Annotated in this window: 16 protein-coding genes; 7 read left to right on the forward strand and 9 right to left on the reverse strand. The window is 58.8% G+C overall.

Annotation, left to right across the window (positions count from 1 at the left end):
• Positions 1–23 precede the first annotated feature (23 nt).
• Positions 24–470 (forward strand): excinuclease ATPase subunit, encoded by a 447-nt coding sequence (locus tag FHK95_RS03850; protein ID WP_150303267.1) that lies wholly within the window; start codon positions 24–26, stop codon positions 468–470.
• A gap of 2 nt (positions 471–472) precedes the next feature.
• A complete protein-coding gene (locus FHK95_RS03855) occupies positions 473–1,081 on the forward strand; it encodes a 4'-phosphopantetheinyl transferase superfamily protein (RefSeq protein WP_150303268.1) in 609 nt (202 codons plus the stop codon).
• A gap of 41 nt (positions 1,082–1,122) precedes the next feature.
• Here the strand turns inward: FHK95_RS03855 and hepT are convergent, their stop codons facing one another.
• The 4 genes from hepT to FHK95_RS03875 form a co-directional block, all read right to left on the reverse strand.
• The gene (gene hepT / locus FHK95_RS03860; RefSeq protein ID WP_150303269.1) at positions 1,123–1,548 is read right to left on the reverse strand and encodes a type VII toxin-antitoxin system HepT family RNase toxin; all 426 of its coding nucleotides are present in this window, start codon (positions 1,546–1,548) and stop codon (positions 1,123–1,125) included.
• Positions 1,541–1,933 (reverse strand): type VII toxin-antitoxin system MntA family adenylyltransferase antitoxin, encoded by a 393-nt coding sequence (mntA, locus tag FHK95_RS03865; RefSeq protein ID WP_150303270.1) that lies wholly within the window; start codon positions 1,931–1,933, stop codon positions 1,541–1,543. Before mntA ends, hepT begins: the two co-directional genes overlap by 8 nt.
• Positions 1,934–2,018: 85 nt before the next feature.
• Complete coding sequence (trxB, locus tag FHK95_RS03870; protein ID WP_150303271.1) at positions 2,019–2,966, reverse strand: thioredoxin-disulfide reductase; 948 nt, start codon at positions 2,964–2,966, stop codon at positions 2,019–2,021.
• 94 nt (positions 2,967–3,060) lie between these two features.
• On the reverse strand, positions 3,061–3,660 hold the full coding sequence (locus tag FHK95_RS03875) for a peroxiredoxin (protein WP_150303272.1): 600 nt from the start codon (positions 3,658–3,660) through the stop codon (positions 3,061–3,063).
• A 141-nt stretch (positions 3,661–3,801) separates the two neighbouring features.
• Here FHK95_RS03875 and cysZ point away from each other — a divergent pair, with 141 nt between their 5' ends.
• Positions 3,802–4,548 carry a sulfate transporter CysZ gene (gene cysZ, locus FHK95_RS03880; protein ID WP_150303273.1) on the forward strand — a complete coding sequence of 249 codons (747 nt, stop codon included), beginning with the start codon at positions 3,802–3,804 and terminating at the stop codon, positions 4,546–4,548.
• Between the two features lie 47 nt (positions 4,549–4,595).
• Here the strand turns inward: cysZ and FHK95_RS03885 are convergent, their stop codons facing one another.
• The 3 genes from FHK95_RS03885 to FHK95_RS03895 all read right to left on the reverse strand — a co-directional run bounded on the left by FHK95_RS03885 (position 4,596) and on the right by FHK95_RS03895 (position 7,042).
• Positions 4,596–5,702 carry an NADH:flavin oxidoreductase gene (locus tag FHK95_RS03885; RefSeq protein WP_150303274.1) on the reverse strand — a complete coding sequence of 369 codons (1,107 nt, stop codon included), beginning with the start codon at positions 5,700–5,702 and terminating at the stop codon, positions 4,596–4,598.
• Between the two features lie 86 nt (positions 5,703–5,788).
• Positions 5,789–6,376, reverse strand: coding sequence for a TetR/AcrR family transcriptional regulator (locus FHK95_RS03890; protein ID WP_150303275.1), 588 nt, complete (start codon positions 6,374–6,376; stop codon positions 5,789–5,791).
• 180 nt (positions 6,377–6,556) lie between these two features.
• Positions 6,557–7,042, reverse strand: a complete 486-nt coding sequence (locus tag FHK95_RS03895) for an FKBP-type peptidyl-prolyl cis-trans isomerase (RefSeq protein WP_150299430.1) — start codon at positions 7,040–7,042, stop codon at positions 6,557–6,559.
• Between the two features lie 160 nt (positions 7,043–7,202).
• On the opposite strand from FHK95_RS03895, the gene FHK95_RS03900 reads away from it, so the two are divergent.
• The 3 genes from FHK95_RS03900 to FHK95_RS03910 all read left to right on the forward strand — a co-directional run bounded on the left by FHK95_RS03900 (position 7,203) and on the right by FHK95_RS03910 (position 11,555).
• Positions 7,203–8,402 (forward strand): acetate kinase, encoded by a 1,200-nt coding sequence (locus FHK95_RS03900; RefSeq protein ID WP_150303276.1) that lies wholly within the window; start codon positions 7,203–7,205, stop codon positions 8,400–8,402.
• A gap of 12 nt (positions 8,403–8,414) precedes the next feature.
• Positions 8,415–10,547 carry a phosphate acetyltransferase gene (pta, locus tag FHK95_RS03905; RefSeq protein ID WP_150303277.1) on the forward strand — a complete coding sequence of 711 codons (2,133 nt, stop codon included), beginning with the start codon at positions 8,415–8,417 and terminating at the stop codon, positions 10,545–10,547.
• A gap of 93 nt (positions 10,548–10,640) precedes the next feature.
• The gene (locus FHK95_RS03910) at positions 10,641–11,555 is read left to right on the forward strand and encodes an acyltransferase (RefSeq protein ID WP_150303278.1); all 915 of its coding nucleotides are present in this window, start codon (positions 10,641–10,643) and stop codon (positions 11,553–11,555) included.
• Between the two features lie 56 nt (positions 11,556–11,611).
• Here FHK95_RS03910 and FHK95_RS03915 read toward each other — a convergent pair whose 3' ends face one another.
• On the reverse strand, positions 11,612–12,265 hold the full coding sequence (locus tag FHK95_RS03915; protein ID WP_150303279.1) for an OmpA family protein: 654 nt from the start codon (positions 12,263–12,265) through the stop codon (positions 11,612–11,614).
• A 105-nt stretch (positions 12,266–12,370) separates the two neighbouring features.
• Positions 12,371–13,015, reverse strand: coding sequence for an MBL fold metallo-hydrolase (locus FHK95_RS03920; protein WP_150303280.1), 645 nt, complete (start codon positions 13,013–13,015; stop codon positions 12,371–12,373).
• Between the two features lie 148 nt (positions 13,016–13,163).
• Between FHK95_RS03920 and FHK95_RS03925 the strand changes: the two genes are divergently transcribed.
• Positions 13,164–13,535, forward strand: coding sequence for an endonuclease domain-containing protein (locus FHK95_RS03925; protein WP_150303281.1), 372 nt, complete (start codon positions 13,164–13,166; stop codon positions 13,533–13,535).
• Positions 13,536–13,576 lie beyond the last annotated feature (41 nt).

Raw genomic sequence — 13,576 nt, forward strand, 5'->3', positions numbered from 1 at the left:
TTACCACCACAAGGAACGAACCAATGCGTAAAGGATTTCTACCACTTGCTCTCGTACTGTCCGGCCTGATGTTCGCGGGTGCCGCTGAAGCCCGGGATACCACCCATATGCTGTCGATCCAGGATGCCATGGCGGCGCCCGATGCCAAGGCCAAACTGGATCCAGCGATCACCTTCTCCTTTGCCGACGCACCGCACGCCAAAGTGCTCAGACGCCATGGCAATTACACTACCAACAAGAAAACCAACGCTTTCGGCAAGTCCGACCAGCGCGCGTGCGAATGGGTCATGCTATCGGCCTTGATCAGCCTGCAGGATCGGGTCAAAGCCGAAGGCGGCAACGCAGTGATCAACATCGAGAGCTACTACCAGCAGCAACCCATGACCTCGCGTACCGAATACGAATGCCACGCCGGTGCCATCATGGCGGGTGTTGCACTGCGCGGTGACGTGGTCACCCTCGCCAAATAAACATGCCCAGCCAGCAGGTACTGCTCGCCGTCTCTGCATTACCTGCCTCCAGCTGCGGAGCGCTGCTATCGCGCGAGGCGCGCCGACTGCTCAGCCAGTTGGCCGCCGACCTGGGCTTCAAATGCCCCGAGTCAGGCTGGAGCCCCAGGGGCGCCGGCCCGCCACGACACACCGCACTGCCATCCAACTGGTTTGCCGGGATAACGCATAAACGGGGTCTGGTGATTGTCGGGCTGTCTGACGGACATTTCGGCATCGATCTCGAACACTTCAATCCGCGCCACAGTGATCGGCTTGAAGGCCTGATAGACATACTTCCCGAACCGCAGGTGCGAGACGCCATCCGCCAGGCCCTTTCACCACAACACGTTTTCTACCAGGCCTGGACACTGCACGAAGCAGTCTTCAAGCTGGCGAGCCAGACCGATCAGCCCGCTTCGTCAGTCTTCGTAACTCGGATTGAATCTGCTCTGCAAGCGGGTGATCGAACCCGACTCTGGCAAAACCAGGAATGGACGTTAGCCGTGATTGGCTGCGCATCTTTGTCGTTGAAAACAGACCCGGCGTCGATGATTCCTGGCCTGATGCAGGTGGACTGCGTTTTGAGGTGACCGGGAGTTGGAGACAATTTCGTCCAGCACCAAACAACCTCTTAGTGCCCTTCCTCACTTTCGCGAAGCAACAGAACCCGGCTGTAATCCAGGAAGTCACTCAAGTGACCGGTGATTATAGCGACTACTATCGGCAACTGAAGGGCTTGGTAATCGTGTACGGCAATGTTGCGAAAACCGACCATTTTCTGCAAACGCTCAGCAAGTTGCGGGTCGATCCAACCGGCCTGTGCAAGCAATGCGAACACGTCGCGCGCACTCTGTGGAACGCCCAGCCGCTCTCGCCTGACCAGATGTTGCCCCATATCGAGCGCCGCCTCGCATGCCCTCTGAATATTCAGTATGGCTGCATCCTGACGAGTCAGGTCGGTGAGAAAGCTTTCCGCACCCTTCTCATACTCTTCCCTGGAGCGTGCGACGCAGCGTTCAATAGTAGCCGCCTTGTTGATCAGCACGTCATCAACCATAAATCCTCCCTGTATCCCGCACATCCTGCAGAACCCCGGCACGTGCTTCGTCCAGATCGGTTTTCTCGCTGAGGATGAAGCTCTCATATAGCGCCGCCTCGCTGTCACGAGCCCAGACACGCCGGCCACTGGTTATGATCTGGTATTGCATGACGGTGGAGGCTGCACGTAGATCCACCAGATCAACCGGGCATCCGACAATACCCGCTAGCCGACTCGAAAGGTCCCATAAAGCGACTGGACCAGGCATCGTATCGGCGAGCACCGCGAGATCCATATCGCTGTCCGGCCGAGCATCTCCCGTAGCCTGGCTGCCAAACAGGTACACCGCAGACAGACCTGGAAGCGCAGCATGTAATTCCTCAAGAACAGCTTGCAGGTTCATTTCAGCTCCGTTGGGTGGCGAGAGCAAAGCGGATCAATCATCTCGCCGATGATCCGCAGCCGCAACAGCGCAATTGCCGCCCCGCTTACTGCTCGTCCAGAAACTTCTCGGCATCCAGCGCGGCCATACAGCCGGCGCCAGCGGAGGTAATGGCCTGGCGATAGACGTGATCGGCGACGTCGCCGGCGGCGAACACGCCGGGGATGTTGGTGGCGGTTGCGTTGCCTTCAGTGCCGCTCTTGATCTTCAGGTAGCCGTCTTTCATGTCCAGCTGCCCTTCGAACAGACCGGTATTCGGGGTGTGGCCGATCGCGATGAATACGCCACTCAGGGAGATGTCCTCAGTGCCGCCTTCGTTATGCGCGATGCGCATGCCGGTGACGCCGCTTTGATCGCCCAGCACTTCATCCAGCGTGGCGTTCAGGCGCAGCACGATCTTGCCTTCGGCTACGCGGGCCAGCAGCTTGTCGACCAGGATTTTCTCGGCGCGGAAGATTTCCCGGCGGTGTACGACGGTGACCTTCTTGGCAATGTTAGCCAGGTACAGCGCCTCTTCCACTGCGGTATTGCCGCCGCCGATGACCGCCACTTCCTGATTGCGATAGAAAAAGCCGTCACAGGTGGCACAGGCCGAGACGCCCTTGCCCATGAAGGCTTCTTCGGAGGGCAGGCCCAGGTAGCGCGCGGACGCGCCAGTGGCAATGATCAGCCCGTCGCAGGTGTAGGCACCGCTGTCGCCCCACAGGGTGAATGGGCGGTTGGCCAGGTCGACCTTGTTGATGTGGTCGAACTGGATCTCGGTTTCGAAACGCTCGGCGTGCTTGCGCATCCGCTCCATCAGGTCCGGCCCCTGCAATCCTTCCACATCGCCGGGCCAGTTATCGACCTCGGTGGTGGTGGTCAGCTGGCCGCCCATCTGCATGCCGGTGATCAGCAAGGGCTTGAGGTTGGCGCGGGCGGCGTAAACCGCTGCACTGTAACCGGCTGGGCCGGAGCCCAGAATAATCAGACGGGAGTGACGAACTTCAGACATCAATGCCTCCTAAGCACCGCACGCGCGGTGAGCGAAATTTAAAAGGAACGGCAGCCTGGCGAAAGGGTGAACCTCTGCTGACCGTTCACACAATTCAAAGCTGGCTGGCGTTTTCTGCAAGATAAGCGGCAACGCCTTCTGCATCGGCCTTCATGCCTTTCTGGCCTTTGCGCCAACCGGCCGGACAGACTTCACCATGTTCTTCAGTAAACTGTAGCGCCTCGATAACGCGGATCATTTCATCCACTTCACGCCCGAGCGCCAGGTTGTTCACCACCTGGTGCTGCACTATGCCGTTGCGATCAATCAGAAACGAAGCGCGCAGGGCAACGCCGTCATCATGCTCGATACCGTAGGCGCGGGTAATTTCATGCTTCACGTCCGCAACCATGGTGAACTCCACGGGACCAATGCCGCCCTTCTCGACCGGCGTATTGCGCCAGGCGTAATGGGTGAACTGCGAATCAATCGACACGCCGATCACCTCCACGCCCAACGCCCGGAATTTGTCGATGCGGTTGTTGTGCGCGATGATCTCCGACGGACATACAAAGGTGAAATCCAGAGGCCAGAAGAACACCACCGCGTATTTGCCGCGCAGCGAGGATGAATCGAAAAACTCGACTATCGCGCCATCAGCCAATACGGCGGGTGCGATAAAATCCGGGGCGGGACGATTGACCAGTACACTCATGATTCAACTCCTTGTATGCCTCGGTGGAAAACGAATCGACAGATCCTAGGCCACCGACAGACAGTTGGATATTTCATAGCTTCAATGAAACGGATAGTTTACGCCTATAAACCGTCTCATTCATTCAGGGAACCGCAACGAATGGCAAACTCTCCGGCGCCGCTGCGTGGCACCGACTATTTCAAGGAAGGCTGGAGAACCATACGCCAGCCGGGCCTGCGACGCTTTATCGTGATCCCCCTTTTGCTGAACCTGGCGCTTTTTATTGGACTGATCAGCTGGGGCGTTCGTCAGTTCAATATCTGGATGGCTCGGCTGGTGCCCACCCTGCCGGACTGGCTCAGCTTCGTCGAGTGGCTGCTCTGGCCTCTTTTCGCGCTGGTGGTGCTACTGGTGTTGTTCTTCAGCTTCAGTCTGATCGCTAATATGATCGCCTCGCCTTTTTATGGATTTCTGGCAGAGAAGGTCGCCGAACAGGAGCGTGGACTGGTCAGCCCGCCCACCAGCTACACCGAAATCCTGATGACGGTTCCGCGCAGCATTGGCCGCGAGTTGCGCAAGATCGGCTATTACCTGCCGCGCTTGATTGCACTGCTGCTATTGACGCTGATCCCGGTAGTCAATCTGATTGCCTCACCCTTGCTGCTGGTATTTGGCGTGTGGATGATGGCGGTCCAGTACGTGGATTATCAGGCGGACAATGACAAGGTCAGTTTCATCGACATGCTGCGCTGGATGAAAGGCCGTAGGGCATTGTCACTTGGCTTCGGCTTGCCGGTGTACGTCGGCATGCTGATTCCGCTGGTCAATCTGCTGGTGATGCCGAGCGCCGTGGCCGGATCAACCCTGTTATGGGTACGGGAACGGCCCTTGAACGGGCCGCCGTAAATCAGTGCCCGATGCCCTTCTCATGCAGGGCATCGGGCATGAGCTGATTACACCAGCGTGGTCAGCGCCTCACGGCTGAACGGAAGGATCTCGTCGAACCGGCCTTTCTGTACCTTGGCGGCCCATTGCGGGTCAACGATCAACGCCCGCCCCACCGCGACCAGATCGAATTCGTCATTACTCAGACGCTCAAGCAAGTTGTCGATGTTAGCCGTTTGCGCCACCTTGTCCGTATCCACCATGAACTGAATGAACTCGCCGTCCAGGCCAACGCTGCCGACGGTGATACAGGGCTTGCCGGTGAGTTTCCGAGTCCAGCCTGCCAGGTTCAGGTCGGAACCTTCGAACTCGGGCTCCCAGAAGCGCCGCTGCGAACAATGGAAGATATCCACGCCAGCCTCGACCAGTGGCGCAAGGAAGGCTTCCAGCAACTCTGGGGTCGGCGCCAGGCGCGCGGTGTAGTCCTGCTGTTTCCACTGCGAGTAGCGGAAGATGATCGGGTAGTCAGGCCCGACTGCCTCGCGCACGGCGCGCACGATCTCGACCGCGAAGCGTCCACGGTTTTCCATGCTGCCACCGTATTCGTCGGTACGCTGGTTAGTGCCTTCCCAGAAGAACTGATCGATCAGGTAACCGTGCGCGCCGTGCAGCTCGATGGCGTCAAACCCCAGCTCCTTGGCATCGCGAGCCGCCTGGGCGAAGGCGCTCACGATGTCCTGGATGTCTGCAGTGGTCATGCAATGCACAACCGTGACGCCTTTACTGATCTTCTCCATCGGACCGTAGGCAGGTACGGTCGGATTGGGCTCGCTGCCCAGACGACGCGCACTGCCAAGGTGCCATAACTGCGGTGCGATCTTGCCGCCTGCGGCGTGCACGGCATCGACGACCTTCTTCCATTGCGCCAGCGCGTCACCATGGAACCAGGGAATGTCACCCGCGCCGGAGGCAGCCGGATGGTTAACCGTGGTGCCTTCAGTGATGATCAGCCCGACGCCCGCTTCGGCGCGACGGCGATAGTAGTCGGCAACCGCGTCGGTTGGCATGCCGCCGGGTGAAAAGTGGCGAGTCATCGGCGGCATGACAATGCGGTTCTTCAGGGACAGTGGCCCCATGGTGAAGGGTTGAAACAGGGGGCGAATATCAGCAGCCATCGGTTACTCCTGGCGGTTGGTGGAATATAAAGAAGACACGACGCCGGCCGAACTGACCAGTCGTCTCGTTTTGTATTAGGGAATGATCAGGGACGCAGCAACCGCTCCAGTTGATCGATAAAAACCCGCAGCGGCGCCACTTGCCGGTCCAGCTTCATGCGCAACAGTGCGCCTTCCCAGGCAGCCCCGATAAATGCGGCAAGGGCGTCAGGGTCCTGATCCGCAGCAAGCTCGCCCGCCGCTCGCGACTGTTCCAGGCAACCGGCGAGCAGCTCACTGGAGCGTGTGAACACAGCACTGGCAGCGCAGCCGATAGGCTGGCTCTCATCGGCCATCTCATGGCATAGGCTGCCGATGAAACACTGGCTGGAGGGCTCGGCCTGGTTGGCAAAATGCCCGACAAGGTCCCGGTAGAATCGCAGGATGCGCTCACGCGGGGAGACGTCATCATCCTTCAGCGCGCGGGCGAATCGCTCAAGGCGGGGCACATAATAGAAGTGCAGCGCCTGTACGGCGAAATCTTCCTTGCTCTCGAAATAATGATAAAAGGAGCCCTTGGGCACGCCGGCGCTGCGGGTAATTTCCTGCACGCCGGTGCCGTTGTAGCCCTTGCGCAACATGGCGGTGGTGCCGGCCGCGAGGATCCTCGCGCGCTTGTCCTGGATGCTGTTCATGCCGCCACTATACGATCGGTCATTTCACTCTGATAGGTAAACGACGCTAAATCACCAAGATTGATATACGGCTATTGTTTACTTCACTGCACCGATAAAAACAGCCGCCCACAAAAAAGCCCCCGTCGATAACGGGGGCTTTCGGGCGCTAGCCGTCCTTGCGAACGGCTCGGCTTGAGCTTAGTGCTCTACGCCGCCTTCGCCGTGCACGTGACCGTGCTCCATTTCTTCATCGCTGGCATCACGGATACCGACAACCTTGACGTCGAAGGTCAAACGCTGGCCAGCCAGAGGGTGGTTGCCATCGACGGTGACTTCGTCGCCTTCCACACCAGTGATGGTCACGATCTGCATCCCACCGTCCGGTCCGGACGCGTGAAACTGCATTCCTGCTTCCAGCTCATCCACGCCTTCGAACATGTTACGGCCGAGCACCGCAACCAGCTCCGGGCTGAATTCGCCGTACGCATTTTCCGGCTCGACGGTGACATTTACCTGGTCGCCTTCCTGCTTGCCCTCAAGCGCCTGCTCAAGACCAGGAATAATGTTACCCGCGCCGTGCAGGTAAACCAGCGGAGTACCGCCAGCGGATGAATCGAGAACTTCACCTGCATCGTTGGTCAAAGTGTAGTCAATCGATACAGCTTTTTTGGCAGCAATCTGCATAGTTCGGCCCCTGTCGTTTTCAATAAGCCAGCTAGTCTACGCACCTTGGGCTCGAAACGCACGGTTTGACCGACACATGGAACCTAGTGTCGCATATGCCCAAAAGGCTCGAAAAACCCGTTAATATCAGCCCTACACTTCTCAGCGAAACGGAATATCCATGTCTAGTCGGCTGGTTCTGGTGATCAATTGCGGTAGTTCTTCGATCAAGTTTGCACTACGCAGGGAAGGCGTCAACAAACCCCTGCTGAGTGGTCTGGCGGAGCGGCTATATTCTGATCAGGCGACTCTTGACTGGCAGGCCGGCGATCATAAACAGCAGATCAAGCTGAGCGACGGCGAACACAGTACGGCGATGGCCAGTCTGCTGCCGCTGATTGATGAATATGCTAAACAACCGCTCAGCGCAGTGGGCCACCGGGTAGTGCATGGCGGCGAGCATTTCACCTGTGCACAGGTTATCGATGACAAGGTGATCGGCGCGATTCGCGCCAGTGCCCCCCTCGCCCCGCTACATAATCCAGCGAACCTGATGGGCATTGAGGCGGCGATGAAGGTATTTACCGAGACGCCGCACATCGTTGTCTTCGATACCGCCTTTCACCAGAGCATGCCGCCCCACGCCTATCGCTATGCTCTGCCCGAAGAGCTCTATACAAAGCACAGCGTGCGACGCTACGGCTTCCACGGCACCAGTCATCATTATGTGACCAACCAGGCCAGTCTGCTGACCGGACGTCAACCCGGCGAAGGTGCCTGGCTGACGGCGCATCTGGGCAACGGCTGCTCCTCCTGTGCGGTACTGGACGGCAGGAGTCTGGATACCAGCATGGGCCTGACGCCACTGGAAGGTCTGGTCATGGGCACGCGCAGTGGCGATGTCGATCCCAACCTGCACTTTCATCTGGTCCGCACGCTCGGCTGGGATTTTACGCGCATCGAAAAACTGCTGAACCGGGAAAGCGGCCTGCTGGGCCTGTCGGGCCTGTCCAACGACATGCGTCAGCTGGTCGAGGCACGCGCCGCGGGCCATGCCGGCGCAGCACTGGCGATCGACGTGTTCTGTTATCGACTGGCCAGGTCCCTGGCCGGACTCGCCGTTGCCTTGCCGCGCCTGGATGGCCTGATTTTCACCGGCGGGATCGGCGAGAATTCCGCACTGGTTCGTGAGCTGACAGTCGCCCACCTGAGCATCTTTGGGCTGCAGATCGATACGCAGCGCAACAATGAGCTGCCCCGGGGCGAGGCCGGCACTATCCAGACGCCACACTCGCCCGCCATTCTGGTAATACCCACTGACGAAGAACGTCAGATAGGAGAGGAAAGTCTCTCCCTGCTTGATTCCGCACCCACCCACTGAAGCAGGAACACCATGCATACATTTTTCATCGCGCCCACGGGTTTTGGCGTAGGTCTGACATCCATCAGCCTTGGCCTGATTCGCGCCCTCGAGCGCACCGGTTTACGCGTGCATTTCCTCAAGCCGATCGCCCAGCCTCACCCCGGTGACGAAGGCCCGGAACGCTCCAGCGAGCTTATTTCCCGCACGCTCGGCCTGACGCCGCCGGCCTCCCTGGAATTGCAGGATGTCGAACATCGGCTGGCCATAGGCGATCTGAACGGCGTCCTGGAGGACATCATCAGCCGCTACCAGCAAGCCGCGATTGATGCGGACGTGGTGGTGGTCGAAGGCATGGTGCCTACCCGCCAGGCCAGCTATGCCGCGCGCATCAACAACCATCTGGCAAAAAGCCTGGATGCCGACGTCATACTGGTGTCCGCGCCCGACGACGATAATCTGGCCAACCTGGCCAACCGTATCGAGTTGCACGCGCATACCTTTGGCGGACCCAAGGATCCCAAGGTCATCGGCGTAATCGTCAACAAGGTGCAAGGCCTGTATAGCGGCGATGATATTCCCGCCGACCGCGGCGAATTGAAGCGCACGCTGAAGGAGTTCTCACAGGCGCTGAAGCAGCAGTCCGGCGCCCTGGATACGGGCGACTTCCGCCTGATCGGCTGTATTCCATGGAAAAAAGAGCTCAACGCACCGCGTACCTCCGATGTAGCGGCATTGCTCGGAGCGGGCACCCTGCACCCCGGCGACATGCAGAGCCGTCGGGTGATGGACATCATTCTGTGCGCGCGGACCGTTCCCAATACCATCGACCTGTTCCGGCCCGGCACACTGCTGGTGGTGCCGGGTGACCGGGACGACATCATTATTGCGAGCAGCCTGGCGTCGCTGTCCGGAACGCCACTTGCTGGGCTGTTGCTGACCGGCGACATAACGCCAGATCCGAGGGTGATGCAGCTCTGTCAGCCGGCACTGGACAATGGCCTGCCGATCATCACGGTGCCGACCGGCAGTTTTGCCACCGCGTCCCTGCTCGACCGCATGAACCGCGAAATACCCGTGGATGATATCGAGCGCGCCGAGCTGGTCACCGATTTCGCGGCCTCGCACATCGATCAGGCCTGGCTACAGCAACGCTGCGGCACTCCAAATGAAGTGCGCCTGTCGCCGCCTGCCTTCCGTTATGAATTGGTACGTCGGGCACAGCAGGCGCGCAAGCGCATCGTGCTACCGGAGGGCGACGAGCCCAGAACCGTACAGGCTGCAGCCATCTGCCAGCGTCGCGGAATCGCCCAGTGTGTTCTGCTGGCCAAGCCAGAGGCCGTTGAGGCGGTAGCCCGCGCGCAACACATCACACTGCCCGAAGGCTTGCAGATCCTCGATCCGGATCTCATTCGCGAGCGGTATGTCGAGCCCATGGTTGAGCTCCGTCAGGGCCGTGGCCTGAACGCGCCTATGGCTCTGCAGCAACTGGAAGACAACGTGGTGCTGGGCACCATGATGCTGGCGCTGGACGAAGTCGACGGCCTGGTATCGGGCGCCATTCACACCACCGCCAACACCATTCGCCCGGCGTTTCAGCTGATCAAGACAGCGCCCGGCTACAACCTGGTGTCGTCGATCTTCTTCATGCTGTTGCCGGAACAGGTGCTGGTCTATGGAGACTGCGCGGTCAATCCTGATCCGGATGCCACCGATCTCGCCGAAATCGCCATCCAGAGCGCCCGCTCCGCCGAATCCTTCGGCATCCCGGCGCGCGTGGCGATGATCAGCTACTCGACCGGCGCATCCGGAACCGGTGTGGATGTGGAGAAAGTACGCGAGGCCACGCGGATCGCCCGCGAGCGGGAACCGGGTTTGCTGATTGATGGCCCATTGCAATATGATGCCGCGGCCATCGCCAGCGTCGGCCTGCAAAAAGCGCCAGACAGCCCCGTGGCCGGCAAAGCCACTGTATTCATATTCCCTGATCTGAATACTGGGAATACGACCTACAAGGCTGTACAGCGCAGCGCCAACGTCATCAGCGTCGGCCCGATGCTGCAAGGCCTGCGCAAGCCGGTCAACGATCTGTCCCGGGGGGCATTGGTGGACGACATCGTCTTCACTATCGCCCTGACTGCTATTCAGGCCGACAACAACAAGTAACCCTGGAACTTGCTGTCGCACCTAGCGGCAGCGATAACTGACAACGGACCTGGACCCGGCGCCCTGCGCCGGGTCATTTATCGAGCAACCAGAATGCTGAAATTCTTGCCCGCGCCCCTTCGCGGCATCATCGCCACCCTGCTGCTGATCATCAATACACTGCTGTGCTTCAGCGTATTGTTCCCCCTCGCCATGCTCAAGCTATTGCCTTACCCGCCGCTGCAGACCCTGTGTACCCGCGTGCTGATTCGCATCGCCGAATTCTGGATCCTCTGTAACAGCGGCTGGATGCGCTTGACTGGCAATATCGAATGGGACGTTACTGGCCTTGAGCAGCTGGATTACGACGGCTGGTATCTGGTGACCAGCAATCATCAGAGCTGGGTAGACATCCTGGTACCGCAGCACAACCTGAACCGGCGCATGCCGATGCTCAAATTTTTCCTCAAACAGGAGCTGATCTGGGTGCCGATCATCGGCATATGCTGGTGGGCGCTGGATTTCCCGTTCATGAAGCGCTACACCAAGGCCTATCTCGACAAGTATCCGGAGAAAGCCGGACAGGACGTGGCCACCACCCGCCGCGCCTGCGAGAAATTCAAGACCACACCGGTGGCCGTGTTCAATTTTCTCGAAGGCACTCGGCTGACACCCGCCAAGCACGCCGAACAGAACTCACCCCACCGCCATCTGCTTCGCCCCAAATCTGGCGGCGTCGCCTTTGTTCTGGATGCGATGGGTCAACAATTGCGTTCACTGGTAGACATCACCATCCACTACCCCGACGGCAGTCCAAGTTTCTGGGATTTATTGAGTGGCCGGATACGCAAGGTGGTGATGCGCTGCGAACTTCGCCCGATCCCCTCCGAGTTTCTCGGCCAGGATTATCAGAACGACCTGCTGTTCCGGGAGCATTTCCAGGGCTGGATCAATGGCTTGTGGCAGGAGAAGGATGTATTGCTGGATAAGCTGTACCAGGAATACCCCAGCACCAGGAGCAAGCGTTAAGGAGGGCCTTGCTGACTGTCAGGCTGACCCGCATGGGTCAGCCCGTCAGAAGAGGATTACAGCGGACGCAAGTTGATTTCCACACGACGGTTCTGGGCGCGGCCTGACTGGCTGTCATTGCTCGCGATCGGCTGGTTCGGGCCAGCTCCACTGCTGCTGATACGCGGTCCAGCGATACCCTGGCCGGTCAGATAGGACGCAACGCTGGTAGCACGGTCACGCGACAGGCGCATATTGAGATCCATGGACCCGGTGCTGTCAGTGTGGCCAACGATGTCGATACCGTTGCGATCGAATTCCTTGAATACCTTGACCAGTGAATTCAGCGTTGGATAGAAGCCGCTGGAAATGTCGGAAGAGTTGCTGGCAAAGGTGATGTTGCCCGGCATAACCAGTTGCAAATGGTCGCCGTTGCGAATCACTTGAACGCCGGAACCTTGCAACTCCTGACGCAGGCGAGCCTCCTGCTGGTCGACATAATAACCATAGCCTGCACCCGTTGCGCCGCCGACAGTAGCGCCGATCAGGGCGCCCTTGGTCCGATCCTTCTTGCTGGAAGTGGCCGCCCCGATCACGGCACCAGCAGCTGCGCCACCCAGGCCATAGATAGACGATTTACCCGCCTGGCTCTCACCCGTATAAGGGTTGGAGGTACAACCCGCCAGTACTACTGAACACAGACCAGCAACCATCAAGCCTTTAATTTTCATAGCTATTCCTTGAAAGTAATAACACATGTCATGCAAAACGATACATTGTCCGAACGTGCGGCAGTGTATGCATAACGTAAAGAACGAGTAAAACCGCAGTCGCAATTATGCCCGAACAAAGGGATTACCACGCATTTCATCCCCGATCCGCGTATCCGGGCCATGCCCTGTCACCACAACAGCCTCTTCATCGAGACGATACAGGCGCCCGCGAATGGATTGCTCGATGGCTTTGGAATCGCCACCCCATAGATCAGTCCGACCAATACCGCCACGAAACAGCGTATCGCCGGCAATCAGCAACTTGTCCTGCGGGAACCAGAAACTCATCGAGCCAGGGGTATGCCCAGGCGTGTGCATCGCAACGCCGCAGCCACACGCCAGCGCTTCGTCATCCTGCAGCCACTGATCGGGGGCCGGGACCGGTGTGTAGGGTATACCGAACATATTGCATTGCATCTCCAGATTATCCCAGAGGAACTGATCTTCCTTATGCAGATGCAATGTCGCGCCGGTCGCCTTCTTCATCTCACCCGACGCCAGAAAGTGATCCAGATGCGCATGGGTATGAATGATGCTGACCACCTTCAGTCCCAACGCCTCCAGCCGATCAAGAATCATCTGATGATTGCCACCGGGATCAACCACAATCGCTTTGCCGGTAACCGGATCGCCGATAATGGTGCAATTGCACTGTAACGGGCCCACGGGAAAGGTTTCGCGAATCAGGGCGGTGCTGGGGGCTTGCATGAGCTGGTCCTATGAAGAATGCAGGAGATGGCAAGGATGGCCGCAACCGCTGCGGGTTTCAACATGCATTTCACAGCCCTGGTATCTGGTGCTGGATTCGCGAAAGGCGATAGCGCTAGGATTTTCCTGTCAACGACAGGGAAGCGCCATGTTGCCGTACAAAAGGGACCTGAAACCACGAGCACGCGCGTTGCGCCAGGACATGAGCGCTGCAGAGCAATTGCTCTGGAGCAGGCTGCGTCGCAAGCAGATGCTGGGCGTCCAGTTTTACCGCCAGAAGCCGCTGGCTGGATATATCGTCGACTTTTACTGCGCCGCTGCGAAGCTGGTCATCGAATTGGACGGTGGCCAGCATTTCGAGCCCGCTGAGGCGGTGAAGGATCAGGTTCGCACTGTTCAACTTGAGGCGTTGGGCTTGAAGGTCATCCGCTTCGATAATCGGGAGGTGCTGGCTGAGCTAGAGGACGTGCTGAATGCGATATTTGTTGAGCTTGAGGAGAGGCTTGGGGGGCGGGGCTGAGATCACATGCTGAAAAGCGAATCCCCCCTAACCCGAATGGC

Source organism: Pseudomonas saliphila (assembly GCF_008638345.1).
Taxonomy (GTDB): Bacteria; Pseudomonadota; Gammaproteobacteria; order Pseudomonadales; family Pseudomonadaceae; genus Halopseudomonas; species Halopseudomonas saliphila.

Excerpts from the sequence above, each read along its gene's own strand:
- FHK95_RS03920 (WP_150303280.1), bottom strand. The coding sequence starts at position 13,015 with ATGCAAGCCCCCAGCACCGCCCTGATTCGCGAAACCTTTCCCGTGGGC.
- cysZ (WP_150303273.1), top strand. The coding sequence starts at position 3,802 with ATGGCAAACTCTCCGGCGCCGCTGCGTGGCACCGACTATTTCAAGGAA.
- pta (WP_150303277.1), top strand. The coding sequence starts at position 8,415 with ATGCATACATTTTTCATCGCGCCCACGGGTTTTGGCGTAGGTCTGACA.
- FHK95_RS03915 (WP_150303279.1), bottom strand. The coding sequence starts at position 12,265 with ATGAAAATTAAAGGCTTGATGGTTGCTGGTCTGTGTTCAGTAGTACTG.
- hepT (WP_150303269.1), bottom strand. The coding sequence starts at position 1,548 with ATGGTTGATGACGTGCTGATCAACAAGGCGGCTACTATTGAACGCTGC.
- FHK95_RS03885 (WP_150303274.1), bottom strand. The coding sequence starts at position 5,702 with ATGGCTGCTGATATTCGCCCCCTGTTTCAACCCTTCACCATGGGGCCA.
- mntA (WP_150303270.1), bottom strand. The coding sequence starts at position 1,933 with ATGAACCTGCAAGCTGTTCTTGAGGAATTACATGCTGCGCTTCCAGGT.
- FHK95_RS03855 (WP_150303268.1), top strand. The coding sequence starts at position 473 with ATGCCCAGCCAGCAGGTACTGCTCGCCGTCTCTGCATTACCTGCCTCC.
- FHK95_RS03900 (WP_150303276.1), top strand. The coding sequence starts at position 7,203 with ATGTCTAGTCGGCTGGTTCTGGTGATCAATTGCGGTAGTTCTTCGATC.
- FHK95_RS03910 (WP_150303278.1), top strand. The coding sequence starts at position 10,641 with ATGCTGAAATTCTTGCCCGCGCCCCTTCGCGGCATCATCGCCACCCTG.
- FHK95_RS03875 (WP_150303272.1), bottom strand. The coding sequence starts at position 3,660 with ATGAGTGTACTGGTCAATCGTCCCGCCCCGGATTTTATCGCACCCGCC.
- FHK95_RS03925 (WP_150303281.1), top strand. The coding sequence starts at position 13,164 with ATGTTGCCGTACAAAAGGGACCTGAAACCACGAGCACGCGCGTTGCGC.
- FHK95_RS03890 (WP_150303275.1), bottom strand. The coding sequence starts at position 6,376 with ATGAACAGCATCCAGGACAAGCGCGCGAGGATCCTCGCGGCCGGCACC.
- FHK95_RS03850 (WP_150303267.1), top strand. The coding sequence starts at position 24 with ATGCGTAAAGGATTTCTACCACTTGCTCTCGTACTGTCCGGCCTGATG.
- trxB (WP_150303271.1), bottom strand. The coding sequence starts at position 2,966 with ATGTCTGAAGTTCGTCACTCCCGTCTGATTATTCTGGGCTCCGGCCCA.
- FHK95_RS03895 (WP_150299430.1), bottom strand. The coding sequence starts at position 7,042 with ATGCAGATTGCTGCCAAAAAAGCTGTATCGATTGACTACACTTTGACC.